The organism is Streptomyces sp. NPDC001889 (assembly GCF_053594535.1).
Window position 1 is genome coordinate 62,447 of record NZ_JBSFER010000021.1, and the last position, 25,461, is coordinate 87,907.

The 25,461-nt window shown below is 69.6% G+C and carries 20 protein-coding genes, 1 tRNA gene and 1 pseudogene; 7 read left to right on the forward strand and 15 right to left on the reverse strand.

Translation table 11 applies throughout. From position 1 onward, the window contains the following. Window positions 1-92 precede the first annotated feature (92 nt). Complete coding sequence (locus ACWCRA_RS24395) at window positions 93-1,604, reverse strand: class I adenylate-forming enzyme family protein (protein ID WP_451068644.1); 1,512 nt, start codon at window positions 1,602-1,604, stop codon at window positions 93-95. A gap of 292 nt (window positions 1,605-1,896) precedes the next feature. Here ACWCRA_RS24395 and ACWCRA_RS24400 point away from each other — a divergent pair. After that, window positions 1,897-1,972 (forward strand) — tRNA-Arg (locus tag ACWCRA_RS24400). 42 nt (window positions 1,973-2,014) lie between these two features. On the opposite strand, the gene ACWCRA_RS24405 is transcribed toward ACWCRA_RS24400, so the two are convergent. Further along, complete coding sequence (locus tag ACWCRA_RS24405) at window positions 2,015-3,628, reverse strand: site-specific integrase (protein ID WP_451068586.1); 1,614 nt, start codon at window positions 3,626-3,628, stop codon at window positions 2,015-2,017. Then, entirely contained in the window at window positions 3,625-4,305 is a 681-nt protein-coding gene (locus ACWCRA_RS24410) for a helix-turn-helix domain-containing protein (protein ID WP_451068587.1), read from the reverse strand. Before ACWCRA_RS24410 ends, ACWCRA_RS24405 begins: the two co-directional genes overlap by 4 nt. Window positions 4,306-4,436: 131 nt before the next feature. Between ACWCRA_RS24410 and ACWCRA_RS24415 the strand changes: the two genes are divergently transcribed. The 6 genes from ACWCRA_RS24415 (at window position 4,437) to ACWCRA_RS24440 (ending at window position 11,169) form a co-directional block, all read left to right on the forward strand. After that, on the forward strand, window positions 4,437-4,631 hold the full coding sequence (locus tag ACWCRA_RS24415) for a hypothetical protein (protein WP_255240205.1): 195 nt from the start codon (window positions 4,437-4,439) through the stop codon (window positions 4,629-4,631). A 232-nt stretch (window positions 4,632-4,863) separates the two neighbouring features. Then, entirely contained in the window at window positions 4,864-6,150 is a 1,287-nt protein-coding gene (locus ACWCRA_RS24420; RefSeq protein WP_451068588.1) for a DUF3631 domain-containing protein, read from the forward strand. A gap of 517 nt (window positions 6,151-6,667) precedes the next feature. Further along, window positions 6,668-7,600 (forward strand): DUF2637 domain-containing protein, encoded by a 933-nt coding sequence (locus ACWCRA_RS24425; RefSeq protein WP_451068645.1) that lies wholly within the window; start codon window positions 6,668-6,670, stop codon window positions 7,598-7,600. 99 nt (window positions 7,601-7,699) lie between these two features. Continuing rightward, entirely contained in the window at window positions 7,700-8,281 is a 582-nt protein-coding gene (locus ACWCRA_RS24430) for a plasmid mobilization protein (RefSeq protein WP_451068589.1), read from the forward strand. A gap of 4 nt (window positions 8,282-8,285) precedes the next feature. Beyond that, window positions 8,286-9,977, forward strand: coding sequence for a mobilization protein (locus tag ACWCRA_RS24435; RefSeq protein WP_451068590.1), 1,692 nt, complete (start codon window positions 8,286-8,288; stop codon window positions 9,975-9,977). Window positions 9,978-10,083: 106 nt separating this feature from the next. Further along, a complete protein-coding gene (locus ACWCRA_RS24440; RefSeq protein WP_451068591.1) occupies window positions 10,084-11,169 on the forward strand; it encodes a phosphotransferase in 1,086 nt (361 codons plus the stop codon). Here the strand turns inward: ACWCRA_RS24440 and ACWCRA_RS24445 are convergent. The 12 genes and pseudogenes from ACWCRA_RS24445 to ACWCRA_RS24500 form a co-directional block, all read right to left on the reverse strand. After that, window positions 11,166-12,197, reverse strand: a complete 1,032-nt coding sequence (locus ACWCRA_RS24445; protein ID WP_451068592.1) for a glycosyltransferase — start codon at window positions 12,195-12,197, stop codon at window positions 11,166-11,168. The genes ACWCRA_RS24440 and ACWCRA_RS24445 overlap by 4 nt on opposite strands. Before the next feature lie 6 nt (window positions 12,198-12,203). Beyond that, window positions 12,204-12,818 carry a hypothetical protein gene (locus tag ACWCRA_RS24450; RefSeq protein ID WP_451068593.1) on the reverse strand — a complete coding sequence of 205 codons (615 nt, stop codon included), beginning with the start codon at window positions 12,816-12,818 and terminating at the stop codon, window positions 12,204-12,206. Then, a complete protein-coding gene (locus ACWCRA_RS24455) occupies window positions 12,812-13,726 on the reverse strand; it encodes a PIG-L deacetylase family protein (RefSeq protein WP_451068594.1) in 915 nt (304 codons plus the stop codon). The genes ACWCRA_RS24450 and ACWCRA_RS24455 overlap by 7 nt, the downstream gene beginning before the upstream one ends. After that, window positions 13,723-14,454 (reverse strand): glycosyltransferase, encoded by a 732-nt coding sequence (locus ACWCRA_RS24460; RefSeq protein WP_451068595.1) that lies wholly within the window; start codon window positions 14,452-14,454, stop codon window positions 13,723-13,725. The genes ACWCRA_RS24455 and ACWCRA_RS24460 overlap by 4 nt, the downstream gene beginning before the upstream one ends. Further along, window positions 14,454-15,332 (reverse strand): phosphotransferase, encoded by an 879-nt coding sequence (locus ACWCRA_RS24465; RefSeq protein ID WP_451068596.1) that lies wholly within the window; start codon window positions 15,330-15,332, stop codon window positions 14,454-14,456. Before ACWCRA_RS24465 ends, ACWCRA_RS24460 begins: the two co-directional genes overlap by 1 nt. Further along, entirely contained in the window at window positions 15,329-16,216 is an 888-nt protein-coding gene (locus ACWCRA_RS24470; RefSeq protein WP_451068597.1) for a glycosyltransferase, read from the reverse strand. Before ACWCRA_RS24470 ends, ACWCRA_RS24465 begins: the two co-directional genes overlap by 4 nt. A 65-nt stretch (window positions 16,217-16,281) precedes the next feature. Then, window positions 16,282-16,476, reverse strand: coding sequence for a hypothetical protein (locus ACWCRA_RS24475; protein ID WP_240123300.1), 195 nt, complete (start codon window positions 16,474-16,476; stop codon window positions 16,282-16,284). Further along, the gene (locus ACWCRA_RS24480) at window positions 16,473-16,919 is read right to left on the reverse strand and encodes a hypothetical protein (RefSeq protein ID WP_451068598.1); all 447 of its coding nucleotides are present in this window, start codon (window positions 16,917-16,919) and stop codon (window positions 16,473-16,475) included. Before ACWCRA_RS24480 ends, ACWCRA_RS24475 begins: the two co-directional genes overlap by 4 nt. Window positions 16,920-17,113: 194 nt before the next feature. After that, the gene (locus ACWCRA_RS24485) at window positions 17,114-18,316 is read right to left on the reverse strand and encodes a helix-turn-helix domain-containing protein (RefSeq protein WP_451068599.1); all 1,203 of its coding nucleotides are present in this window, start codon (window positions 18,314-18,316) and stop codon (window positions 17,114-17,116) included. 89 nt (window positions 18,317-18,405) lie between these two features. After that, window positions 18,406-19,059, reverse strand: coding sequence for an HAD-IA family hydrolase (locus ACWCRA_RS24490; RefSeq protein WP_240123331.1), 654 nt, complete (start codon window positions 19,057-19,059; stop codon window positions 18,406-18,408). A gap of 357 nt (window positions 19,060-19,416) precedes the next feature. Further along, window positions 19,417-24,300: a hypothetical protein gene (locus ACWCRA_RS24495; protein ID WP_451068600.1), complete on the reverse strand. Its 4,884-nt coding sequence runs from the start codon at window positions 24,298-24,300 to the stop codon at window positions 19,417-19,419. 500 nt (window positions 24,301-24,800) lie between these two features. Beyond that, a pseudogene (locus ACWCRA_RS24500) lies at window positions 24,801-25,432 on the reverse strand (site-specific integrase); the annotation flags it as partial. Window positions 25,433-25,461: the final 29 nt, after the last annotated feature.

Below are 25,461 nucleotides of genomic sequence, written 5' to 3' on the forward strand. Positions count from 1 at the left end.
ATGCACACGCTGCGGGGCGCGCCCGCACCCGCGCCCGCGCCTCGCAGGGGGCACCGGGCCAGTACGCACGGCACGTGCGGCACCACCGGGGCTCAGCCCTCCCCGGCGATCCCCCTCCTCAGCTCCCGCTTGAGGATCTTCCCCGTCGGACTGCGGGGCACATCGCCCAGCACGACCAGCGAGGGCACCTTGAAGGCGGCGAGCCGCCCGGCCGCGTACGCCCGCAGCGCGTCGGCACCCACCCCGGCGCCCGGCCGCAGCCGCACCACGGCGGCGACCTCCTCACCGAGGAGGGGGTGGGGCACCCCGAGCACGGCGGCGTCCTCAACCTCCGGGTGGTCGTGGAGCACGGACTCGACCTCGGCGCAGTGGACGTTCTCACCCCCGCGGATGACCACGTCCTTGATCCGGTCCACGATGCCGACCCGCCCGTCCCGCAGGACCGCGAGGTCACCGGTGCGGAACCAGCCGTCCCGGAAGGCCTCGGCGGTGGCCCGCTCGTCGCGCCAGTACCCGCGTACGAGCGACTGGCCGCGCAGCCACAGCTCACCGGTCTCCCCCTCGGGCAGCTCCCGGCCGTCCGCCCCGGCGATCCGCACCTCCACGGCCGGCGCGGGCCGCCCCACACTGCCCGGGTCCGCCCGGTAGGCGTCCCCGGAACTGGCCAGGACCCCGCCACTGGTCTCGGTGAGGCCGTACCCGTTGCGGGGGTCGATCCGCCGGCCGTGGCGCGCGGTCAGCCGCCCGACGAGCGCGGCGGGCGCGGCGGCCCCGCCGGTGCTGAGGTGCCCGAGCGTCCCGAGGCCGTCGCCCCGGCGCTCGGCGGCGTCCAGCAGCTGGAGCGCGGTGGTGGGCACTCCGGAGTAATGGGTGACGCGGTGCTCCCCGATGAGCGCGAGGGCGTGATCGGCGTCCCACTTCCGCATCAGGACGAGGGTGCCGCCGGCGGCCATCGCCGAGTAGAGCGTGGTGAACGCGGCGACGTGGAAGAAGGGGAACGTCATCAGCACCACGGGCGCGGGCCCCTGCCCCGGCAGCTCCCCGCGCGCGAGGGCGGCGACGGCCGCGTGGAACCGGGGGTGCTGCGCGGCCCCCGCCTGCGCGAGCTGGGTGGCGACGGCGCCCTTGGGGCGCCCGGTGGTCCCGGACGTGTAGATGATCGTGGCGTCGTCCTCGGGCCGCACATCGACGGCGGGCGGCGCGCCGTGGGGGTCGGGTGCGCCGAAGTCGTCGTACCGCTCCACCCCGGCGCCGCCCGGGTGCCCCGCGCCGTGGAAGAGCACCACCCGCGCCCCGGTCCGCCCGCGCCACCGGTCGACCCGGGGCAGCCGCTCGCCGTCGACGAGGAGCACCCCGGGGGTGCAGTCGTCGAGGGCGTGCGTCAGCTCCTCCTCGGTCCACCAGGCGTTGAGCGGCACGGCGACCAGCCCGGCCAACTGGACTCCCCAGAAGGCGATCTGCCACTCGGGGTGGTTGCGCATCGCGATCGCGGCCCGGTCGCCGGGGCGCAGCCCGTACTCCTCGTCGAGGCGCCGCGCGAGGGCGCAGGCGGCGGCGAAGAACTCCCGGTAGGTGTAGCGGGCGCTCTCTCCGACGAGGAACATCCGGTCACCGAGCCCCCAGGCAGCCTCGACGAATTCCTTGAGCGTCCGGGGCCCCCGCACATACTCCAGCCCGCCGCTCTCCCCCCGCACGACCTCGAACGGCCCGCCGACCCCATCGAGCCCACTCCCCCCGTGCCGCCCCTGCACCACCCGCACCCCTTCCCTCACACCCTGCCCATCCCGGCCCACCCAGGCTACGGACACCCCTGGGGCCCGGTCCCCCTTCCGCCGCCCCGGCCCATGATCAACCCCTTCGGCCGGGGAGCGGCGACCCGCTACACTGTCGGGCAGCGCCTTCGTAGCTCAGGGGATAGAGCACCGCTCTCCTAAAGCGGGTGTCGCAGGTTCGAATCCTGCCGGGGGCACCAAACGCATGGCCCTGAGCTGGGGTTTCTCCTCAGGGAAGGGGCCTACTCGGCCCCGGACATCCCGTCCGGGGCCGTTTGCGTGCGCGCTGCGTGAGCGGACGGGGTGGCAGCCCCCGAAATTTCCCCCAACCGATCAGCACCATCCGGCACGTCGCGAGGGGCGCGTGCACGCGGGACGAGACGGGCCGCAGCCTCGGCGATCGCAAGATCCGCCTCGGGGAGCAGGCTCGTGTACGTGTCCGCCGTGATGGTGATGGAGGAGTGGCCGAGCATCTCCTGGATGTCCTTCAGATCGGCGCCAGCCGCGTGGGCGAGGGTCGCCGCACCGTGGCGCAGATCGTGGAGCCGGACCGGCGGGAGGCCGATCTCCTCGTACAACTCGATGAAGCGGCGGGTGACGTTGGCGGGGTGGAGCAGTTCCCCGTTCTCCCGCGTGAAGACGCGGCCGGTCTCCACCCAGGCGGTCCCCCACTTCTCACGCTCCTCGTCCTGCCGAGCGCGGTGCTGGCGCAGGACCTCTACCGTGCGCGCGTCCAGGGCGATGGTGCGCGCACCCGCGTCGGTCTTGGGGTCGTCCTCGTAGACCTCCCAGCCGTCGACGACGAGCTGCTTGGCGACGGTGATGAGGCCCGCGTCCAGGTGGGTGTCGGTCCACTTCTGCCCGCACGCCTCCCCACGGCGGAGCCCGCGGAACGCGATCAGATGGAACAGCGCGTACAGGCGGTCGTCCGCCGCGTGGTCAAGGAAGCGGCCGGTGTGCTCCGGCGTCCAGACCATGACGGAGGAGGACTTCTCGCCGGTGCGCTGCCAGTGCAAGACCCGTTCCTCGGTCCACACAAGTGCCTTGGGCCGCTTGCCCGCTTCCAGTTCGACGTGCGCGGCCGGATTGAAGGTGATCATCTGCTGCGCGATCGCGGAGTTCAGAGCGGCGCGCAGGGTGGAGCGGACGCGCTGGCGCGTCGCCGGACCGACGATGCGGCGGTACGGCTCCATATCGGCGATGACCGCCTTCATCGCCTTGCGGCGAGCACGCGGCTCGCGCCCCTTCCACGGGATCCGGGCCAGCTCTTCGAACGCCTTGCGCCGGGCGGCGTTGCCCTCGGCGATCTCGACGTTGTCCTCGGCGATGGCCTCGAACATCTCCGAGAGGTGAGAGACGCGGAGACGGTCGAGCCGCAGGTGGCCGATGCGCGGCTTGAGGTGAACGCGGATGTTGCTCTCGTCGCGGCTGATGGCGCTCTGCCGCCCCTTCTTGCCGGCCAGCCACATGTCCAGCCACTCACCGACGGTGAGCCTGCTGATCAGGTCCAGGCCGTGGCTGAGGCGGCGCCGGGTCGACTCGATGTTCGGCAGCGGCGCCTTCTCGCCGGCCACGGTCTCCAGAAGCTGGGCAATCTGGGCCAGGGCCTCGGGGTCGTCGGACTCGGCGAGCCCCAGGAGGGCACGCACGTGGTCGAGGTCGGCCTGGGCTTCCTTGAGGCTCTCGTAGCCGGCGCGGCTGAAGGAACGGCGGGTGCCGTCCTCACGAGGGGGAAGCTCCTGACGTATGGAGTAGGAGCCGTGCTTGCGGCTGGAGAGCTTGGAGCAGCTCTTGCCGAGCGGCTTGCCGGTCTTGGGGTCGCGGCAGTAGCAACGGCGGTGGGTGGAGCCCTTCAAAGGCGTTCCTCCGGGGTGGGGTCGGTTTCGGGTTCCGGCGGGTCGACGTCGTTCAGCGCGAGTGGCAGGTCGGGTGGAGTGGCACCCTCTTCACGGAGTTCGCGGCGGAGATGGCGGAGGTTGTACTTGGCGGAGATGGCCTGGTCGGCGTAGGCGGTCTGCTTGCGCTCGGCTTCCTCCCGCTGGGCGCGGCTGGTGGCCTGCTTGGCCGCGAAGCGGGCGTTCTCCTCCTCTTCGAGCGCGGCGAGTGCGGTGCGGACGAGGCTGGCGTGGCGTTCGAAGTCGGGGACGAGGCCGGCGTCGTGCCCGGGCACTTCTGTCTCGCCGGTGAAGCGCCGCAAGGCGTCCCAGGTGGGCACGAGCCTCTGGAAGGGGAGTTCCTGGGTCTCCTCGACGTAGCCGACAGGGAAGATCAGGTGGGCCGGGTACGTCTCCAGGGCGGCGGCCAGGACGATGACATCCACGAGCGGGAGGACGGCGCGGCGGCCGGACTCCATGTTGGCGATCACGTTCCGCGGGATGGGGTGCCCCAGCTCCTCGCAGCGGTCCGCCAGGTCCTGTGCGCTCCACCCCATCTCCTTCCTTCTCCGCCGGACTTCTCCGGCGACGTTGGCCTTGACCCGGTCCACCCACTCGGGGAAGCCGTCCGCTTCATCGTCCACATCGCGTTGTGTCATGTAGACACATTAGCTTCCCCATCATGGTTCTTACTGGCCTGGAGCCGGACACGAGAGTCGTGTTCGCCGAGGGCTGTGACGAGAGGGGGCGCCGCGTGCGCGACGACATCGTGGAAACCGGTCCGAAGGGCATGAGTCGGGAGGAGCTGTTGGCCCTGCCGGTGGCCGTTGACCTGGATACGGGCAACCGTGCGCTGGGTCTCGGGCGGAGCAAGGGCTATGAGCTGGCGAAGCGGGGCGAGTACCCGTGCAGGGTCCTGCGGCTGGGGAACGCGTACCGCGTGGTGACGGCCGACCTGCTCAGCCTGTTGGGACTGGCCGCTTGAGAGCGAAAGAAGGTAGCAGACGGTTCTGCGCTGAGCTGACACAGAATCGCTGGACTGTCGCCGGGGGTGGACGTACGGTTCGTGGTCCCTCGCGGCAGCCTGCTGCCCGCGAGAAGGAGAAGGGCCCCCGGCGGTGCGACGCCGGAGGCCCGAGCAACCCCGAACGGCCCTGAAGAACCAACCCGGCGGCACGGGCGTGCGAGCCCGCCACCGCCAGACGAGGAGCTGCCCCGTGGAACATCCCGAAACCCAGCCCTATTCCGCCCCCGACAAGCGCGAATGGCCGCCGACCGCCCTCCCGGGCAAGCCCGGCGAGTACACCGGTCGGCCTTCTGCCGCCGACGTCACCGAGGACGTACGGGAGGACGAGCCCGCAGTGGAGGAGGCCCCCGAGCCGACCATCGGATCGGCCCTCCTGGACGAACTGCGTCGGCAGATAGCGAAGTTCGTGATCCTCCCCTCGCCCGAGGCGCTGGACGCCGTCACGCTGTGGGTGGCGGCCACGCACCTGCAGACGGCGTGGCAGCACGCCCCGCGCCTCGCGGTCGTCGCCCCCGCGAAGCGGTGCGGGAAGTCACGGCTCCTGGACGTGGTCACCGAGACCGTCCACGACCCACTGATCACGGTCAACGCCTCCGCCGCCGCCGTGTTCCGGTCGATCACCGAGAACCCGCCGACCCTGCTGGTCGACGAGGCCGACACCCTCTTCGGATCGGCGAAGGTCGCGGAGAAGAACGAGGAGATGCGCGGCCTGCTCAACGCCGGCCACCAGCGCAACCGGCCCACCCTGCGGGTCTCCGGCCCGAACCACGAGGTGTCGAAGTTCCCGACCTTCGCCATGGCAGCCCTCGCCGGGATCGGCGACCTGCCCGACACGATCATGGACCGCTCGGTCGTGATCCGGATGCGACGGCGCAGGCCGGGCGAGAAGGTCGCCGAGTTCCGCACCGTACGGGACACCACCACCCTGCACGCCGTACGAGACCGACTCGTGGAGTGGCTGGCACCGCTGCATGCCACCGCGATGGACCTCACCCCGGTAATGCCGGTGGAGGACCGAGCCGCCGACACCTGGGAGCCGCTGGTCGCCGTCGCCGACCTCGCCGGCGGCGCCTGGCCCGAGGCCGCCCGCGCCGCCTGCCTGGCGATGACGAGGCACGAGGCCGAGCAGGACCAGGACAACAGCGGCCTGAACATCCGGCTCCTGGCCGACATCCGCCGCGTCTTCGCCGCCGAAGGGAATCCGGCCCTGCTCCGTACCGGCCGTCTGCTCGGCATCCTCAACGAGGACACCGAGTCGCCCTGGCCGGAGTACAGGGACAAGGGCCTGACCGCGCGCGGCCTCCAGCTTCTGCTGAAGGACTACGGGATCAGCGCGTCCAGCCACCGTTTCCCCGACGGCTTCCAGGCCAGGGGCTTCTCCCGCGAGCAGTTCGCCGACGCCTGGAACCGCTACTGCCCCGAGCCCGCACCGGCCGCCGAGCCGCTGCTCCTGCCAGCACCCACGTCCGGCGCCTGACCCGCCACGACCCGTCCCGACCCGTCGCCGTGCAGGTCAGAGCCGGGACGGGTCACCCGCCCGTGACGGGTCGACCCGATGTCGCCGCACCGACCCGTACCCGCCCTGACCAGGCACGCGACGGGTCGCGACAGGTCACCCGCCACGCTCCCCGTCGAGCCCGGCGCCTGACCCTCCCCGACTCGTCCCACTCGTCCCCGCGCAGGTCAGGGCGGGGACGAGTCACCGACCCGCAACGAGTCGACTCGACATCACCGCCCCACCCGTACCTGCCCTGACCAGCGACGGGACGAGTGGGACGAGTCCCCACCGCTCACGGCCGCCGACGCCCCGGCGGCCACACCCAGCCCTGGAGCCCTCCACCTTGCACTTCCCTGCTCCAAGCACCCCGACAGCCATGCGCAGCATCCACGCAGGCATCGCGCGGTTCGCCTCCGGCGCCAAGAACGACGACCTCAAGCGGCGTACCGATCCCCGCGACACGCGCCGAACACCCGCACCCGATGGGGGTCGTCGTGTGAACCGCACGGGACGCATCGCCCTCGTCATCGGCCTGGTGGCCGTCGTCCTCATGGCCTTCCGGGTCTCGTGGAACGCGCTGTCCGACGTGGCCCGTGCCATCGGCGCCGACTCCACCGCCGCCTTTCTCTACCCGATCGTGGTCGACGGGCTGATGGCCCTCGCCCTGATCGCCACGCTCGTGCTGACCGGCACCGACCGGAAGTTCGCGCTGCGGGTCCTGGCGACCTACACGATCGCCAGCCTCTTGCTGAACTACGTGCACGGCCTCGTACCGGCCCTGCACACCGACTCGATCCAGTGGGGCCGACTGACCGACCAGGACATCGCGAACTGGGCCCTCGTGCTGCTGGCGACCTCCCTCCCGGTCGGGTCGATCTACTTCGGGTCGGACCTCGTGGCCAAGGTGCTGCACCACAACCACGAGTCGGCCGACTCCCCCGAAACGGCCTCTGCCCAGTCGGCTGGCGAGCAGGTCCCGCAGTCGACGCCTGACCGGGCCAAACCGGGCCCCGGGCAGCTGACCGAGTCGACCCTCGTGAAGGCCACCGAGGCACCCGACCTGGGGTCGGCCAAGGGAGACAAGTCGGCCCCCGCGGCCCGGCCTCCCCGGTCGGCCACCGTGGCGGAGTCGACCGGAGCCACCCGCCGTCGAGCGACCGACCAGGTCCCCGCCGCCAAGTCGACTACCGACCACACCGGCATCACGCCCGAACTCCTCGACCGGGCCCGACTCCTGACCGTCGACTGGCCCGACGACCAGCTCACCGCCGTGGGACTGCGTACCGAACTACGGATCGGCCAGAAGCCCTCCCGACTCCTGCGCGACCAACTGCGGGCCGACCGCACCCGTCAAGTCCAGCCCGTCACGGACAACGCCTTCGAAGCCGGGTCACTCGACGAAGCCGTCTCCTCCGCGCGCACCGTTTGACCCCGTCCTTCGGCGCATCCCGTGTCCCCGTGCAACCGAGCGCGGGGACACGGGGGCCTCACACAGCCAAGCGCCCTGCACCCCACGGAGAACCGATCCATGCACGACCCGAACCGCGAACTCTCCACCACCCAGGAGGAGACGATCAGCAGCCTCAACCGCGCAGCAAGTTGTCGGGTAAGGAGTCCTTACCCGGCCTCCGCCCCGGGGGAGGCGGAGGCATCCGGCGACGAGGGGGCACCGGGGTCGGCCGGCCCGGGGGAGCCGACTCGGGGAGATGCCACGCAGCCGCCCGCGCCGCGCCGCCGCCTTCGCGAGTCCACGCTGCGCGAGAAGCGCGTCCACCCCCGCTACAGCGACGACGAGTTCACCCTCCTCGCGAACGCCGCCGCCCTCAGCCGCATGCCCGTCGGTGGCTATGTCGCCGAGACCTCGCTGGCCGCCGCCCGCGCGGATGATCCCACCGCCGCGGTGGCCGACTACCGGGCCATGGTCAAGGCGCTGATGGCGGCCAACGGGCAGCTCGGCAAGATCGGCGGCAACCTCAACCAGCTCGCATGGCATCTCAACAAGGACGGCGCGTGGCCCGCACTGGACCTCGTGCAAAGGCTGCTGGACCGGGTCGAAGCGTCGATCGCCGATGTGGACGTGGCCGTCGCTCAGGTGACCTCAGGGCGGTGAGCACGTGATCCCGAAGATCATCCTTGGCAGGGGTGCCCGCGCCACCCGTCGCCTCATCGGCTACCTGTACGGAACGGGCAGCGCCAACGAGCACACCGACCCGCACCTCGTCGCGTCCTGGAACGGCTTCGCCCCCGACCCCGGTCGCAGCCCCAAACAGGTCGAGGACCAGCTCGCCGCACAGCTCGACCAGCCCGTGAAGATGCTCGGCGAAAAGGCCCCGACGACCACCGTGTGGCACTGCCCGGTCCGGACCGCGCCCGAGGACCCGATCCTGACCGACGCCCAGTGGGCGGACATCGCCCGCCGGATCGTGGCCGCCGCCGGCATCGACCCCGAAGGCGACGAGGAAGCCTGCCGCTGGGTCGCGGTCCGCCACGCCGACGACCACATCCACATCGCCGCCACCCTCGTACGCCAGGACGGCCGCCGCCCCCGCCGCGACCACGACATCCGCGCCGTCCAGCGCGAGGCCCGCCAGATCGAAGCCGACCTCGGGCTGCGCCGCCTCAACCCCGGCGACGGCACCGCCGCCAAACGCCCCACCAGCAAGGAACACTTCAAGGCCAAGCGCCAGGGCCAGGACACCACCACCCGCGAGATCCTGCGCACGCGCGTCCGGCGAGCGGTGGCCGCAGCCTCCACCGAGACCGAGTTCTTCGCCGTGCTGGAGGCGACCGGCGTGAACGTGCGGCCCAAGACCGGCCCGTCCGGCGACGTCCTCGGCTACAGCGTCGCCCTGCCCGGCGACCTCAACAAGCACGGCGAGCCCGTGTGGTTCTCCGGCTCCACCCTCGCCGGCGACCTCTCCCTGCCCAAGATCCGCCACCGCCTCACCGCCACCACCGCCGAACCGGCCACCGCCCGACCGGCCGACCCCTGGCACCAGGCCACCGCCGCCACCGAACGCATCCCCCACCACCTCACCCACAGCAGCGACCACATCGCCCAAGGCCAGCTCGTCGCCCTCGGCGGAGCCCTCGACCTGCTGCCCCTCACCGCACCAGCCGCCGCAAAGAACGAGCTCGAACGCGCCGCCGCCCTCTTCGAGCGCGCCACCCGCTCCCGGATCACCGCCGACCTCGACAGCGCCCGCGTCCTGCGCCGCAGCATCCAGACGATCCTGCGCACCCCCACCACGACCCGCGACGGCGCCGGTCTCGCGATGCTGCTGGACGCCGCCCTCATCGCGGTGGCCTTCGCCAAGCATTGGCACCGCACCCACCAGCACGCCCAGCAGGAGGCGGCAGCCCAGCAGGCTCTCGTCCACCTCCAGACCGCCTACGCCCAGGTCGCCGTCCCGATCCTGAACAACCTCGCCCGCCGCACCCCCGGCATCCAGACCAAACAGCGCTACGCCCGCCACCTCCAGCAGACCGTCCCCGAACACGCCGACCGCATCCTCCAGGACCCCGCCTGGGACGCCCTCACCACGACCCTCGCCGACGCGGAAACAGCCGGCCACAACCCGGCCACCCTCCTCGACCAGGCGCTCGGCCAGCGCACCCTCGACGATGCCCGCAACCCCGCCCGCGCCCTGACCTGGCGCATCCACCGCCTCGGGCAACGCCATGCACCCAGCCCCCTCGCCCAGGCAGCCATGGCCCGCAGCACCACACGGCTCCCTGCCACCCCGGTTCACCCGCCGACGGCCACACCGACCGCCGTACAGCAGCCACAGGTGCGGCGGCGTTGACCGACCCTCGTGTTCCCCGAGGGAACAGGGAAAGCGTTCCCTCGGGGAACACCCGATCCGTTCCCTCAGGGAACGGGCGCGTCCCACCGAGACAGACCAGTGATCCTTGTGCGTCCGCACGGCCGGCTCCCGTATCGTCGCCAGGGTGACCGACGCGAACGTGGCGGACAGGACGCACCTCCCCACAGACGATCTTGCCGAGCTGATCCGGAGATACGACATCGACGAAGTGCTGGACCGACAGCACCTGGCCGATGGCCTCATGAACGTGAACTGGCTGCTGGACACCCGGGCCGGGAGGTTCGCCCTCAAGCGGGTCACGGACGTGCCGCTCGATCGACTGCGTCGCAACCTCGCGGTCCTTCCCCTCCTGGCTTCGTACGGCGTCCCCGTATGTGCCCCGCTCCCCACCGTCCACGGCGATGTGATCGCCGAGGTCCGCGGTGGCGTCTACTGCCTCTTTCCCTGGTCGGCAGGGGAACACATTCGCGGAACCGACCTGCCGCTGTCGCAGACGTACAAGCTCGGCACACACCTCGCGGGACTCCATACGGCACTCGGCCGTGCTGTCGATGAGGCCGGGATGACCGCAGTGCCGGCCTCGGTCACCGCTGAGGTGACCGAGGCCGGCCGAGCCGTCCAGAAGGCTGACCGGCTTGCCGGAGCCGTGTCGGCCCGGGGCGCGGGCGACGCTTTCGACAGGGCCGCGGGAACTGCCCTCGAAGAGCGCAAGATCCTCCTCGACAAGCACGCCCACCTGCGCCCCGAGGGAGACACCCCTGCGGGCCCGCATGGCTGGACGCACGGTGACTTCCAGTACCGGAACCTCCTCTGGGCGGACGGCGGACTGGTTGCCGTCCTGGACTGGGATCGGCTGGGAGTCCGCCCGTACGCGGAAGAAGTCGTTCGTACGGCGCAGGTGCAGTTCGGGGTGGAGGGCGTGTTCGACCTGGAGCGGGTGGCTGCGTTCGTGGCCGGCTACCAGTCGGTGATCCCGTTGGAGTCGGCCGATCTGGTCGACGCCGCGCGGCGACTGTGGTGGAAGCGAATGACGGACTTCTGGCAGCTCGAGTTCCACTACGACCGGGGCGACCACTCCTGCGACGAGTTGTTCCTCGCCGACGAGGCGCTTCTTCACTGGTGGACGGAGCGGCTCGACGTGGTGGAGCGGGCATTCGCCGGATCTGCCTAGAGCCCCAGCTCCCGAAGCTCGGGCAGGCACGGTCGCGTGAACGTGACCGCCTGACGCCGGGCCCTCATGCCCAGCGCCTCGTGGTCCGCCTCTCGGATCGCGCGTGCCCACGTCTCGGGGCCGGCTGTGCTCGGCAGGACGATTCCGGCGTCGCCGATGGCTTCGGGGATGCCGCCCCGGTCGGTCCCGATGCTCGGGACGCCGTGGAGCGCGGCCTCGACGATCACGCGGGGGAAGGCATCTTCCACGGTGGACGGGACCAGCAGCAGGCGATGGCTGCGGTACAGAGGCCCCATGTCGTACACGCGGGGCACGTACGTCACGTTCGGGTAGGCGGCGAAGTCGGCGGCGGTGTCCCACCAGCCTTCGACCAAGGTGAAGTGCTGTTCCGGCATGAGACGGATGAGCTGGTGCAGTAGCTCGGATCCCTTGGCGGGGATGGGGTTGATCATGAGTACGGACGCGGTGCGGGCCTCGCCCGAGCCCTCCCCGGGCAGCGCAAACGGCGGGTACATCACGGCGAGGCGGGTGCCAGGCGTGTGGGGTGCGCGTGCCCGGACGAAATCCGACACGGCGAGGCCGTAGTGGGGTCGGCCGGCGAGGACCCCCAGGCCGGTGGCGGAAACGGAGTGCAGGAGGCCGGCGACGAGCGCGGTCGGTCTAGCCTGCGCGGCGAGCTGCGCCGAGCCTTCCTGCGAGGTGAACACGACATCGGGGCTGAGGTCTCCCAGGAAGCTGCCCAGCGCGTGCTCCACGTTGTTCTGCATGAACGCCGCACACTCGACCCCGTTCCACCGGTAGCGCAGGGTGCCGTCCGCCTCGTCGTACGGGACGCGATGCCTGTCGAGGTGGGCGCGCATGTCGGGGAGCTGGGTGGTTCCGTCCCAGGGCGCCTCGTGCGAGCCGAGGTAGGTGACGTGCCAGCCGGCGGCGGCGAGTTCTTCGGCGAGGAGCTGTTGGGTGACCTCGGCGCCGCCGATGAGGAACGGGGGCGGGGTGCGGCGCCAGGCGAACAGGGCGGTGGGCATCCTCCTTCACCTCGCCCAGAAGGTGACGAGGGCTTCCACGGCCTGGGCCACATCGTCCGGCCCCGCGTCGGCGGCCAGGACCGTGAGCTCTCGCGTCACTGGCCGACGGGGCGTGTGGACGAAGTAGTCGCGGGCGTGGCTGAGGAAGCCCGGCTCGTGGAGGAAGTACTCGGACTCGGCGGCGGTGTGGCCGACGGTCTTGCGGCGGAGGTGGAGCGTCTCCGCCGGTACGTCGAGGTAGAGGGTGTGGCCGGGGCGCAGGAAGGAAAGCGTCTTGAGGCGGTCGCGGAGCTGGTGGTGGACGCCGTACCCGAACAGGGCGTCCAGGGCGTACGCGTGGGCGAGGAGGGTGTCCACGGACCGGTCGAGGATGACGAACTGCCTGCCGCTCGCGGCGGCCTCGGCGACGCGGGTCGCCTCGATCTCCATGAACCTCTCGAAGGCGGCGAGTTGGGCAGCCGCCGAGTCGGTCCGGGCCGGAGGGATGTCGTCGCGGTGGGCGACGTGCCTGACGTAGCAGTCCGAGACGAACGCCCGCGAGCCGAGAGCGGTCTGGCGAAGGTGGCGTATCGCCGTGGACTTTCCGGCGTAGGAGGGACCCTCCAGGGCGATGATCAGCACGTCGGCGCCTCCGTCCGGTAGAAGCGTTCGGCATAGAGGCCGGGCCCGTCGACGAGGTCGGCCGCCGTGGTGAAGGCGTGCCGGATCGGCCGGTACATCTTCCGCGCTGGGTGCATCTGCGAGCCGTGCATCCGCAGGACGGTGACCTTGTCCAGGACGACGTCGGTGATGTCGACCAGCTCGGGCCGCATCGTCGCCCCCGTACGGGTACGGAACAGGTGCTGGTCGCAGCCGACGAGCGCGTACGTTGACCAGAACGCGAGGTCCTCCCAGAACCAGGTGCAGCCGAGGCGAACGGCGGCCTCATGGACGAGGAGGTGGTCGGGGTGGCGGGTGACGGCGGCGGGCGCGAGGAGTTCGGCCCCGGGGTGGGCCGCGGCGACCTGACCGAGCTCCTCGGTGACCTGGTCAAGCACCTGTGGGTCGTAGGGACGGTACGGCGGCTCGGCATCCTTGTGGCCGAGGAGTTGTCGGCGGGCGGCGAACGGCGCGAGTGCGGCGGCACCCTCCCGGTCGCGCACCTCGGACACGGTGTCGACGTCGGCGTACGTGACCTCCAGGGCGGGGTGCACGCTCCGGGACCGGGTGAAGACGGTGGCCACGGTCAGCGGTCGGGGGCGGGCGAGGAAGGTGCCCGAGGCCGAGAGGGCGAAGTCGTCGTGATGGGGTTCGATGGCGAGGACCGGGCGGCCGGCGGGGGTGCGCGCCTCGATGTAGTACGGGACGCGGGTGTGGGGTGCGGTCACCTCCAGGACGCGGTGGTCGTGGTTCCGGTGGCGGGCGGCGAGCTGCTGGGTGTGCGTCTGGTGGGCGCGGTGGAGGTCGTCAGGGAAGGTGTAGATGCCCTGCCCGTCCGGCACCGGCAGGTCGACCAGGAACTGGGGCTGCACAGGAGTCTCCTTCGTCATCGCACGGTCGTCTCGTACCAGTGACGCCACATGCGGGGCGACCGGAGGCGCAGGCGGGCGGTCACGGGGTTCTGCCACCAGAGCATCCGCAGGCTCGACCACTGGTCGTAGCGGCGGGTCGACGGGCGCACGCGCAGCTCGTCGAGGATGTTCACGGGCCGGTCGGTGGCCTGGCCGTGGGCGGTGAGGCGGGCGAAGAACTCCACGTCCTCGCTCATGAACAGGTCGTCCCGGTACCCACCGATGTGGTGGAAGGCGTCGGCGGTGCAGAACTGGTTGACGCCCTGGGCCCCGCCGCGCCGGGTGCGGTAGTGGTCCCAGTACGCGCACAGCAGGCGGGCGCCAAGCCGTTCCGGGGTGTAGAGCGGCGGGATGGCGCCGCCGACGGCCCCGGCGTCCATGGCGGCAGCAGCAGCGGTGACCGCCTCCAGGGGCAGAGCCACGTCCGCGTCGGTGAAGAAGAGCCGGCCGCTGCGGGCGGCTGCCGCTCCTGTGTTGCGGACCCGGCCGATGTTGCGGACGGACTCGGTGACGACGCGGACGCCGAAAGAGGCGGCCATGTCGGCGGTGGCGTCGGTGCTGGCGTTGTCGACGACGATCACCTCTCCCGTACGGCCGGTGCTCTCCTCCCAGCGGGTGAGTGAGGCGAGGACGGAGGGCAGGTAGCGGGGCAGGTAGGCGGCCTCGTTGAAGGCCGGGATCACTACCGACAGGGCGGGGGTGCTCATCAGCGCGTCCTTTCCGGGCGGCGCGTACGGAAGAGGTGCGGGGTCCTTCGACTGAGGTCGTCCAGGCGGCGGGCCCACAAGGCGCAGTCGTCGCCAGGGGAGGAATGCGCCCAGGAGCGCAGGGTGTGGAAGACGACCCAGGAGCCCAACAGGTGGTCATCGAGGGCAAGGGGGTAGGCGTCGGTGACCGTACGGGCCCGGAGAGTCGAGAGGGCGTCGGCCATGACGAGGGTCTGGGCGACGTCGGATTCGCGGGGACCGGCCGCGGCGTCGGTGAAGTCGACCAGGTGGCGGATGGCTCGGGGGCCGGCGATCACGACGTTGTCGCCGTGCAGGTCGCCGTGGCACCACACGGGCGCCGTGTGGACGGCGTCGGCGATCGCGGCCAGCGCGGGCGCGATGCGGTCGAGGCTGCTGGGCAGGCAGCGGCGGCCCAGTGAGGTGACCTGCTCGTGGAGCGGTCGGCGCGGGACCCACGGCCGGACGGGCGCCCGGTGCAGGCGGCCGAGCAGGCCGGCCAGGTCTTTCAGAGCTCGCTCGTCGGAGATCCGGCCGGAGCGCATGGCGCTGCCGAGGGTGAGGGGGCCGAGGTCGGCGGTGACAAGGGCGGTCGCCTCGTGGCCTGGAACGTGGCCATATCCGATGAGGGCCGGTACGGGGACGTGGTCGGCCACGGCCCGGATGGCAGCGCTCTCCGTGATCGCGTTGCGGCGTGCGGTCGCCGCGTACAGCTTGATCACGACACTGCGTCCGTCGGCCAGGCCCGCCCTGTACACGACGGTGCGCGTACGTGCGGACAGTCGGCGGGCGGTGCGGGCCGGTACCCCGGTCAGGGCGAGGGCAGCGCGCGAGACAGCGGGCGGTACCCCCGCGCTCACCGCACACCCGCCGGTTCCACGCCGACGGCACCCAGACGCCGGACGTGAAGCATGGCCCCTTCCAAGTGCCGCCGGTATTCGACGACTTCCTCCGTGACGGGGCAGTCGGCCTGCCACGGCTTCTCAGGACCGACGAAGTGCACGAGGGCGGCGGTCGGATCGGGCTTCGGCGACCGCGTGACGACCCGGCGCACCCAGTTCCCGCGTTCCAGGAATCGGCCGACCTCGAACCGGTTGAAACCACCGGCCACCGGGCGCACTCGGCCGGATCGCAGAAGCCACAGGTTCAGGGCGTCCTGGTCGTTGTGGAGGATGTGGCGCCGGGCGTGGATCAGGGAGTGCTCGACGCCTCGGCGGATGCGGGGCATGTGGTCGGTGTGGGTCCAGAGCACGCCCGCGTTGAAGTACGGGCGTCCGCGCAGGTGGGGCCAGCGCTCGACGGCTCCGGGCAGCGCCGGGCACTCGCCGACGGCCGGGTTGAACTCGTCCCGCACGGCGCCGGTCTCGTCCGACGCGAGAGAGCCGAGCGGCTCGCTCACGTCTCCGCGTACGAGCACGTCAGCGTCCACGTAGATCAGGTAGGGACGACGGACGAAGCTCGGCGTGAACTCGAACCTCAGATAGGTGGTGACGGTGATGTACGAGGCGTCTGCCATGCGCGAGGAGCGCAGAGGGGCGCATCGACGGAGGTCGAAGGAGCCGAAGCCGGCCCGCTTGGCGAGGTCGGCGAGGAGGAGGGCCTGCGCCGGGGCCAGGTCGAGGGTGAGCACCCGTACGGCAGCTTCACGGCGGGCCGCCGGGGTGAGACTGTCGGCCAGGCCGACGAGGGCGGCGACGCCGGGGACGAGGTACTGCTGGTCGATACAGAGGCCGAACGCGTACACGGGGACTTCGCCTTTCGGGCGTGGTGCACGGGCGTGACGGAGGGGTCGGCAGCGAGCGCGGTCGCTCACGGCCTGTCCCGGGCTTCGGAGCGGGCGAGGATTTCGAGGCCGTCGGGGTCGTCGGTCTCCCAGTGCGGGCCACCGCCGGTCGGCGGTCGCAGAACCCACACGGTGCCGCCGGCGCGGACGTCGGTGACGATCGCCCGCCGCCCCTCGCCGTCCCGCACAAGGTCGCCGACCCAGGCACGCTGGGCGCTCACGAGGCGCCCTCCTCGTGCGTGTCCGGCTGCGGGAACCAGCCGGAGGCCGCGTCCGCGATGTCGCGGCGACGACGGGCCTGGCCGGGGGTTCGACGGGCCGGGGTGCCGCTCGACGCGTCCGCGAGGAACCCTCCCCGGTCGCGGAGGAGAACGCCGAGAGCCGCGAACTGGGCGGTGTCGGCGGCGACATGTGTCAGGCCGCTGACGACGACACCTCGGATCATTCCGGCGGACAGGGCGGCCGTGACGGCCTGCCAGCCCGGCCGCTCCATGAGCGGCAGCGCCGGGTCGGGATCGGACCAGGCGCCGGCCACGTGCCAGTGCCGGGCGTCGGCGTAGTAGCGGCCACGCTCCTCGCTCTCACCGAGGGCGGTGGAGGTGGTGGCGCAGGAGTAGACGGCAACAAGTACGTGCCCGAGGCCGCCAGGCGGATTGTTCAGCATGCCCACAAGGCTGCTGGGCTGTGGAACTTGGGCCCAGGCACGGCCCGTCGCAGTGGAGAGACTCCGTATCCGGTCGGACCGCCACGCCGCGTGGCAGCGGAAGCAGGGTCGCCCGAAGGTGTGCCACGCCCCGTAGCAGTCGCGCTGATGGCGCGCCCGTACCTACTACGGGCCGTGGTACTTCGGCTCGTAGGTCAACGCACTCCGAGGGGTACGCCCGCGGAGTTCGCCAGTCCTCGCAGTCGGTTGACGGACACCCCGGCGAGTCGACTGATGATGACGCCGGGAAGCATCTGGTGACGCACCCATCCTGGGGCCATCGCGCAGACGGCCTGGAGGGTGTCGGCTGCGGCCTCCCACCGTCGGCATTCGACCTGGGTGAGCGCTACGTCCAGGCCGTAGCGGGCCCGAGTGGCCAGGGGCACCGTGTCGTCCAGGCGAACGGTGTCCATGAGCCGCAGCGCTCCAGCCGTATCGCCGAGGGCCACGGCGATACTCATGGCCTGCGTTGCGGCGTACATCGGTCCGTACGGCTGGGCGTGCGCGCCACGGGCATGTTCGTCCCCGATTCGGGCGGCGACGGCGTGCGCCTGGGAGAGGTATTCGCGGGCGTTGTCCGAGCTCGCACCGCCTCGGGACGCGGCGACGGCGGCGTTCGTGACGAGCTGCCCGTACACGCTCAGCCGGTCCGGGTCGTGCTCGCTCATCTTGGGCTCGATCCGGTCGGCTTGTGCTGCGGCAAGGAGGAAGCCCTGCTTGGTCCGGCCGTCGCGGAGGTTGACCCACGCGGTGGTGGCGGCAAGGTGCGCGTCACGGAGATCGTCTCCGCCCTGCACGGCGATCTGGCGTCCGTACGTCAGCGCCGCATACGCCAGATCTCGTGATCCGAGCACGTTGGCGGCCATGCCCGCCGTCTGAAAGGTGTCGATGAAGACGCCGGCGGCGGCCTCCCGCTCGTCGAGGCTGGCCATGTCGAACCTGGCCCGCGCCTCGGGAAGGAGCCGCCCAAGGAGAGTGCCGAGCTCGGTGTACCGGCCTCCCCAGTACGCGGCATCCGCGCGACGGACGACGGCGCGGAGCTCGTCGACGGTGCCCGGCTCGACCTCGGCGGGGATGCCGATGGCCGCGTCATGAGTGGCTGCGGAGACCAGGCGTAACGCGGCCCGCTCGTCACGGTCCATGGACCGCCGTGGCGCCTGCTGACCAAGGAGCACGGCGATGTCCGTACCAAGCGCGTCGGCAATAGACAGCAGGGACGGCAGGGAAGCCGTTCCGCCGCGTTCGAGCTTGCGGACCACGCCGACGGACACGCCGGCCGCCTCCGCCAACTGCTCCTGCGTCATGCCGCCGCGCAGCGCCTTCAAGCGCTCAGATGTGGTGTACTCCGACCACTGCATGCTCCAGAACCTCCGCGTGATGGGCCCCACACGGACAGTACTGGCTGGAGCGGTGGAGTCGACAGCCTTTGATCAGACCGCAGTTGGGTTCACGCGGCGAGCACCGCCGTGACACCGAGGAGGGCCTCCAACTCGGTCACAGCCTCATCCTCGTCCGTGACGTGGACCGTGGCGATGCCCAGATCGGCGGCCGGCGGAAGGTTCACCGCATGATCGTCCACGAACACGCACTGCTCGGCGGGCAGCCCGATCCGTTCCAGGGCGAGTTCGTAGATCGCCGGATCGGGCTTCGCCATGCCGACCAGCTCGGAGACGACGTGCACGTCGAACATGTCCCAGATGCCGACGTGTTCGTACGGGTTGAACGGGTCGAGCCCGAAGCTGTTGGACAGCAAGGCAAGCCGGTGACCGGCGGCACGCGCGGCACGCGCGAGCGCGACCATCCGACGGGCCACAGGCACCCCGGCCCAGGCCCGCCCCATCAGGTTCACCGGATCCACATGCGCACCCAACAGTGGCGCCGTGCCCTCGTTCCACTCGGCCTGCCCGATCTCCCCGATCTCCAGAGCCGCGTACAGACGCCGGCCCTCAGGGTGATCGTTGAGAGTGCTGCGCCACGCGCCCGGAGCCAGCCCTTCTGACACGCACCAGGCGCGGTGGACATCGATCGGGCTGGCGGTAAGCACCCCGGCGAAGTCGAGGATCAGGCCGCGCCTGTCGGCGACATCAGTCCTGTGCAGCATCCGGCGATCGTTCCTTCCCTGATGGGTTCTCTCGACGACGCTACCGCGCACTGGCCACCTGGACAGACGAAGCCTCCCCCGCTGATCGGATGGGCTGAGGTCGCTTCCTGGACCAAGCCACCAGCGGCCTCGCCCTGATCGCCAGCCTCCTCAAGCACGGAAGAATCCCCCCGCAAGATTCACGTCTGCTACGCCCGGAACTGCCTGTCAGCCACCCCGTTTCCGATATGAAATTTCGAAGGCCCCGGACGAAAGAATCCGAGACCTTGACGGCTTGGCCTCGCCCATCAGAACTTCCGGACTAAAGGACCCCCTCGCACGCCATGTACTCCTACTCTAGGTCCCCATATGTTGAGGTCACTCTTCGATTAGTTGCAGGGTGGCTGCTCGGTGGTCACCTGCTGCCGCCAACCCGTCGACGAGGCGTCGCCACCGCGCAATATGGGCCGGCAGCATTTCATCGCGTGAGTGAAGTGTCTTAAGCCAGTCGGTGACGTACCAGCACTTGTTGGCGATGACGCCATAGTTATCGTCGACCAATCGCTCCGCCAAGTCGAGCCCCCTGCCTCGCTGCCACTCCAGCGGAGCGCACTTGCCAAGCTTCGCGAGTGCGTCGAGGGCCTTGGGTTCCTGCCGGGCGATCCCTATCCAACGATCCACGAGGCCAGCGAGGCTGTCGGGGTGTAGCCAGCCTTCTCGGGCGCGATCTAGGGTCGCGTCGATGTCGGTGTCGCTCATGTCGATCTCGGGAGCAGGTAGTAGCGCCCCCAGTGCGTAGTCGCCCCAGTGGTGATCGGTGCGTAGTTCAGTGCCGTCGCCGATGGCATCGAGGGCGGTCTCCATGACGACGGACCAAATGTCCAGAAGGGCCGGGCGTAGGTCATCGTCATAGGTGAACAGCACGGTGAGGTCATGGAGGAAATCCTGCAGGGCGCGACCATTGGCAGCGAAGCGCTGTACATGTGCTTTGAGCGGCTCGGTGTTACCCCTGAGCGCCAGGGCAACGATGACGCGAGCGATCTGCCGGCTGTGCCGGTTCTCGTACCCTTCCCTCGCCCAGTGGTCGGCGACGCGGGCGTGGGCGTCAAGCAGGACTTCAGCGAGTCCGTTCGCCTGATCTGCCACACAACTGTTGCTGAGGGACGCTGAACCGGCAGCAATAAGTGGCGGAATCAGTGACGTCAGATAGAGCCGCTCCGTCTCGACCTCGGGCAACGTCTGCTCGTAAGGACCGTCGAGCCGGGGACGGCCGAGTACACCAGTGGTCGGGTCCCAGTCGCCAAGGCGACAGTCCTGCAGTCCCGCCCGCACGACGTTGAGCACTACTTGGTGGCGGCACGGGCTCGACTGCTGGTCAGCGTCGCACGGCGCGTCCCAGACAGGTTCGACAGCCAGGGCAAACGCGATGCGCACCTCGTCGAAGTGGTTCGTGGTGCAGCGGTCCAAGGCGCCGATGATTGCCTCACGATCGAGGTCGACCTCATCAGATGCCACGGCCAAGAGTGCCGGCAGTCCAGTCGCCGCAGATCGATCAGCACCCACCGAGTAGAAGGAAGAAGAGACGTACTCAGCCCGACTCGGTTCGGCGATCGCCTCGATCAGGACATCCGTCGCCCAACGCAAGTCGTCAACCGGCACATGGATCCGTCCACGGGCGTGTGCGACGGCTGCGGCAGCAGCGACGGCAGCAATCGGGTCAAGGCGGTTGAGAGCAGGACTGGGTGGGTCGTCGCCCAGGGATCGCGCCAAGGCAATGTCAGCCAGAAGAGTGTCAACCGGGGCAACGCGATCGGCGGATCTGGCGTAGGTGTTCTGCAAGCGCAACGCCTGGCCGGCACGGTCGAACATCTCAGCTTCGGGCTGCATGCGAGTCGCCAGCGGCTCGGGGTGCTGATACTGCACGATCAAGTTGCCAGACTCATCAGTTTCCGGATGAAAATTCTCCGGACTGAACGTCGCCGCCCATCCCCGTACTGAGGTGAGCATCCGATCGGCATCCGCACCGCCCTGGGAGTCAGCGACCAGTTCCTCGGCACGACGGATGAGTTCCTCGCCTGTGGCCGCGAGCTCGTTCAGCCGGTTCTGATCACCGGAGAGGGTCGCTCGGATGGTGAGTTCGGCGGCGACGTCACGCAGATTGCTTCGACGGCGAGAGCGCCCCACAAGGTCAGGTTCGTCCGGGCCTTGTACGTACAGCACTCCTTCACCAGCGACTCGCGCGAATTCCAGATGCCATACGTCTGGGTCCCGCATCCAAGGATCCAGCAGATCACCCGCCTGCTCCAGATGCCGCACAAGGAACCCGACCACGAGGCCAGGCATGGCCAGGTTGTTGCAGTCACGCAACAGCAACTGCATAACCCGAGCCATCGGAATATCAGCGATGGCCACAAGCTGGTCCGCGAGGCGCTCAACCGCGAGCAGCGCACTCATGCACGGGTACGGGCCGACTGACGACCCTCGATACCAGGCCCATACGTGTTCGTCCCCGACGCAGTGCCTGACACCGACCCCCGGCAGATCCAGATCCACTCCGGTCAGCTCATCTTCGGGAATCTGAACGTGGCTATCGGGGTCTCCGACCCGGATGGCCGCCGCGTGGTCGAGCATCCGATTGATCAACGCCAGCGTCGGCACGGTGCGGGCCTTCAGTAGCTGCCAGAAGGGGCCGTGGTACCAGCCTGCCATCCGTTCAGTGATGCCTCCACGAGCACGGTGGTGCCGGATTCCATCATCAAACGGGTACGAACGAAACCCGCCGTATTTAGCCGCCTCGGAGTCGTATCGTTCGATGTAATAGGACTCAGCAAAGACCAAGAGCAGATCCGGCTGATGCCTAGCCATGCCCGTCACGGGCCAGAAATTCTCCACGACAGGGTCGAGACGTGCACCACCGTCGTCAGCAATTCCCCTGAGGAACGCCTCGGCCCGTCCATCGAGATCTGGGCCAAGCAGTGCCAATGCTTCCACAGCAAATTCGTCCCAATGCTCTGGCTCGGCTGCGAGGATGCGGTCCCTCACCGTCTGCCGAATTGGGATGGATACACCCACCTCAGCTCTCACCAGTCCGCGCAGCCAGGCCAGCACCAGTTCGCGGATGGCGCGACTCAAGTCATAGGTAGCCCGGGAGCTGTCATCGGAGTCGGCATCGTGTTCGCGGCAGAAGGTCAACTCGACCAGCGGCGCAAGCACCACCGGGTCGCCGACGTCATGGGACGCGTAGCGCTGCATGGCCAACCGAATCGTTGTACGCAGTCCGGCTTGCCGGTCCTTCTGCAACTCGGGCCATGCCCGGCCGAGGACCTCGCCGGCTGTACCGAGGGTGAGCACTGCCTCCCACGGCACATCCGACCACCGCTCGCCGTGGTCAACCGCGATCTGATCAAAGACGGCACGCAGGTGTGCAAGTGACCGCCTGACGTCAGCAGTAGTGAGTAGGTGGGCCTGGCATGCGACACGTGCGGCACGTAGCGCCCAGCGCGGCGCATCGGCAGCTGAGAGGAGATCGAAGCCGTCCGTGACGAGCAGCCGCACCAATGCCATGTCTCGCACGAGATCGCTGGCAAATCGATCGGACGGGTTCCAGGCACTGGTCGCGTTCAGCGGCGCAAGCAAACCGTCGGAACGCAGGGAAGGCAACGCGGTTGAATCAGGTGGCGCAGAGTTCTCGTGCGGAAGCAGCTGGCGCCTGGCCAGTGCACGAAGAGATTGATCACGAGCGTCAGGGGAGGGCCCTCCTGCCACCACCATCTCTCCGCGGCGCACCAAGTGCCCCCAGACGGCAGCGAATAGGTCGGCCTCCGACGCCACTCCTTGAGGGGCCGCCACGCTCGGACCTGCACGCAGCAACATGTCAACCAGACCTGGCCTGCCCAGCAACCACTGCGCCCGCTCGTCACTGGCCCACCGCTGCAGTTGCGGAAAGACCTCAACCAACTGCGTGATCTCAACCGAGGTCAGCCGAGGGACCTCATGCTCACGAACGAGGTTCTCGATGACCTCGCCGTGCCGCTCCACACTTTCCGCTGCCTGCATGAGGACATCACGTGCGGCTCCGGAACCATCAGTGCGGGTTACCGCCACCACGCCAAGCCCGGCGGTCATGGCCGCCCGTGCAAGGTCGGAGAGCAACCGGGCACGGCCTTCCAGCACCGACTCCGCGCCATCAACGACCAGAAGGCGCCCCGTACCGACCGCCGAGGCACCGAGCACCACTGCGAGGCGGGCACCGAGCAGCGTCTCGAATTCCACCAGGGTCGCGGGAATCTCTCGCAGGTTCAGCACTGTGACTGCGACCCCGTCGGCTCGCAGCTGGCCGGCGGTACGCAGGGCCAGAGCCGACTTGCCAGCATCAGGCTCACCGTGAACGATCAGTGCGGTCGCCTGCGATGCGACCGCTCTTGCTTCGGCAGCCAGGGCGCTTCCGGCCTCGACGCGCTCCAACTCAAGGTTCTCGCCAGCGCCGGTCAACCGGAACCGTACGAGATTCTCAGCCGTCTCCGACAAGGCGTCGAGGACACGCCACGCTGCGGGGTAGGACGGGGAGCGGTCAAGAGCCGCAGCCCCGGAAAGCTGCCTTCGCAGCATGCTCTCGGTGACCGTGGCCGCTGCCGGGGCGTACCCCTGAGAGAGCCTGCCCAGCGCTTCGAACAGTGCGTCGGCACCCTCTACGGAGGAGTCGGGAACGATACCCCGCAGACGCCCCACGACCGCTGTGCGGTCGGACTCGTCGACTCCCTCCAGCCTCAGCTCCCACAACCAGAGCACGTGCAGGACTCGCCAGGTCAGCTCCGCGTCAGGTGTCTCGGTACGTACCTTCGGGCTGGCAGCCGCCTTAGCGATCAACGCATCCAGATGAGTCAATCGCGTGCGAACAGCGTTGCTCGTACGTCCCGCCTGTTCTACGGCTGCGCGGAACGACTCCTCATCGGGCTGCCCATGAGCGATCACAGCCAGCTCACGCACCTGTTGTACGGCCGGATTGGGACTGGCCACTGCAACTGCCAGGCGCCAGCGTCCCGTACTGGCCTCGTCCCAATGGTCGGTAACAACCCGCAGGTAGGACACAAGTAGGTCCGCTGTGGAATCGTCGCTGGTTACGAAGCTCGGGGCCCTACGCACTCCGATCGACAACCGCCGCTGCGCTCCGTCGGCTGTGTTGCCGACGACGATCAGGTCGTCTACGGCACTGAAATGACTGTCCTGAAAGCGCACTTCCACCGGCGTCACTTCGTCGCCCAAAGCCGGTACTGGATCGCCTAGGAGAAGGTGAGCCAGTAGGACAGCACCGAAACGGTGCTCCAAGACCGTGCCACCGCCACCAGTCGAGTACGGGCTGGCCACCTGTTCCGCTCCGTCACGCCCCACCATCTCTGCATCATATGGCGCACCACTGACATCGCAGATGGGTACGGCGATAGGAGGTAGTCCCGCCTTCAGTCGACTGCCGCGCGACGGTAGGGGCGCCCTCTCGGGCTGGAGAACGGCTGGTCACACGACCGAATGCGTGCGCGATGCGTGCGCGGACGGAGCGGCATACGGTGTCAGGGAGCAGGGGTGGGCGTAAGGCCAGGTGGCGCTGACCTGCACGGACAGCACCACCCGGCATGGATGATCACTCCCGATCACAGATTCGATCCCACTCCTAAAGCGGGTGTCGCAGGTTCGAATCCTGCCGGGGGCACCAGGCAAAAGGCCCCGGACCGATCATGGTCCGGGGCCTTTGACATCAAGGCCTCTGATCACTCCCGGACGGGACGCCGCCTGAACAGCCGGTCCATGTGGCTCATGGCTTCCCGCTGGGTGTCCTGCACGACGTGCGTGTATACGTGGCCCTGTTCCTGCCGCTTCTCCCCCCGCGCGATCCCGCGCGTCCGCCTGCCGCATCCGTGTCGGCGCAGCGGAGCCATGCACTTGGCGGGCATGGGGACGCGCGCCCTCCAAGTCCACGTCCGTCCAGGGCAGACCGGTGATCTCACCACGTCGGACCCCCAGGGTGATGGCGGGGACGAAGGCGGCGTAGAGCGGGTCCTTCCGGGCCGCGGCGAGGAAGTCGAGTGTCCAGAGGGTCAGCTCCCGCGCCCTGGGGCGAGGCGGCTCCACGAGACTGGGCCACGTTGCGGGTGACAAGTTCTTCCCGGCAGGCCGCGGTGAGCACCGTTCGAAGAACCCGGTGTAATTCCTTTGCCGTCGCCGCGGCCGTCTTGTTCTCCAGACGGACGAGGAAGCGCCGCACATCGGCGACGCTCAACGATTCCGGACGCTTGGTGCCGATCATCGGTATCAGGTAGAGACGGACATGAGCCTCGTACTTGTCGTACGTGCTGAGCTTCCGCCGCGGCTTGATGACCTTGTCCAGCCAGTACGGCAGCCACAAGAAACCCAGGCACGACCAGGCGGGGG

Excerpts from the sequence above, each read along its gene's own strand:
- ACWCRA_RS24410 (WP_451068587.1), bottom strand. The coding sequence starts at position 4,305 with ATGACACAACGCGATGTGGACGATGAAGCGGACGGCTTCCCCGAGTGG.
- ACWCRA_RS24445 (WP_451068592.1), bottom strand. The coding sequence starts at position 12,197 with ATGCCCACCGCCCTGTTCGCCTGGCGCCGCACCCCGCCCCCGTTCCTC.
- ACWCRA_RS24415 (WP_255240205.1), top strand. The coding sequence starts at position 4,437 with ATGAGTCGGGAGGAGCTGTTGGCCCTGCCGGTGGCCGTTGACCTGGAT.
- ACWCRA_RS24460 (WP_451068595.1), bottom strand. The coding sequence starts at position 14,454 with ATGAGCACCCCCGCCCTGTCGGTAGTGATCCCGGCCTTCAACGAGGCC.
- ACWCRA_RS24490 (WP_240123331.1), bottom strand. The coding sequence starts at position 19,059 with ATGCTGCACAGGACTGATGTCGCCGACAGGCGCGGCCTGATCCTCGAC.
- ACWCRA_RS24480 (WP_451068598.1), bottom strand. The coding sequence starts at position 16,919 with ATGCTGAACAATCCGCCTGGCGGCCTCGGGCACGTACTTGTTGCCGTC.
- ACWCRA_RS24395 (WP_451068644.1), bottom strand. The coding sequence starts at position 1,604 with ATGTTCCTCGTCGGAGAGAGCGCCCGCTACACCTACCGGGAGTTCTTC.
- ACWCRA_RS24455 (WP_451068594.1), bottom strand. The coding sequence starts at position 13,726 with ATGACGAAGGAGACTCCTGTGCAGCCCCAGTTCCTGGTCGACCTGCCG.
- ACWCRA_RS24430 (WP_451068589.1), top strand. The coding sequence starts at position 7,700 with ATGCACGACCCGAACCGCGAACTCTCCACCACCCAGGAGGAGACGATC.
- ACWCRA_RS24485 (WP_451068599.1), bottom strand. The coding sequence starts at position 18,316 with ATGCAGTGGTCGGAGTACACCACATCTGAGCGCTTGAAGGCGCTGCGC.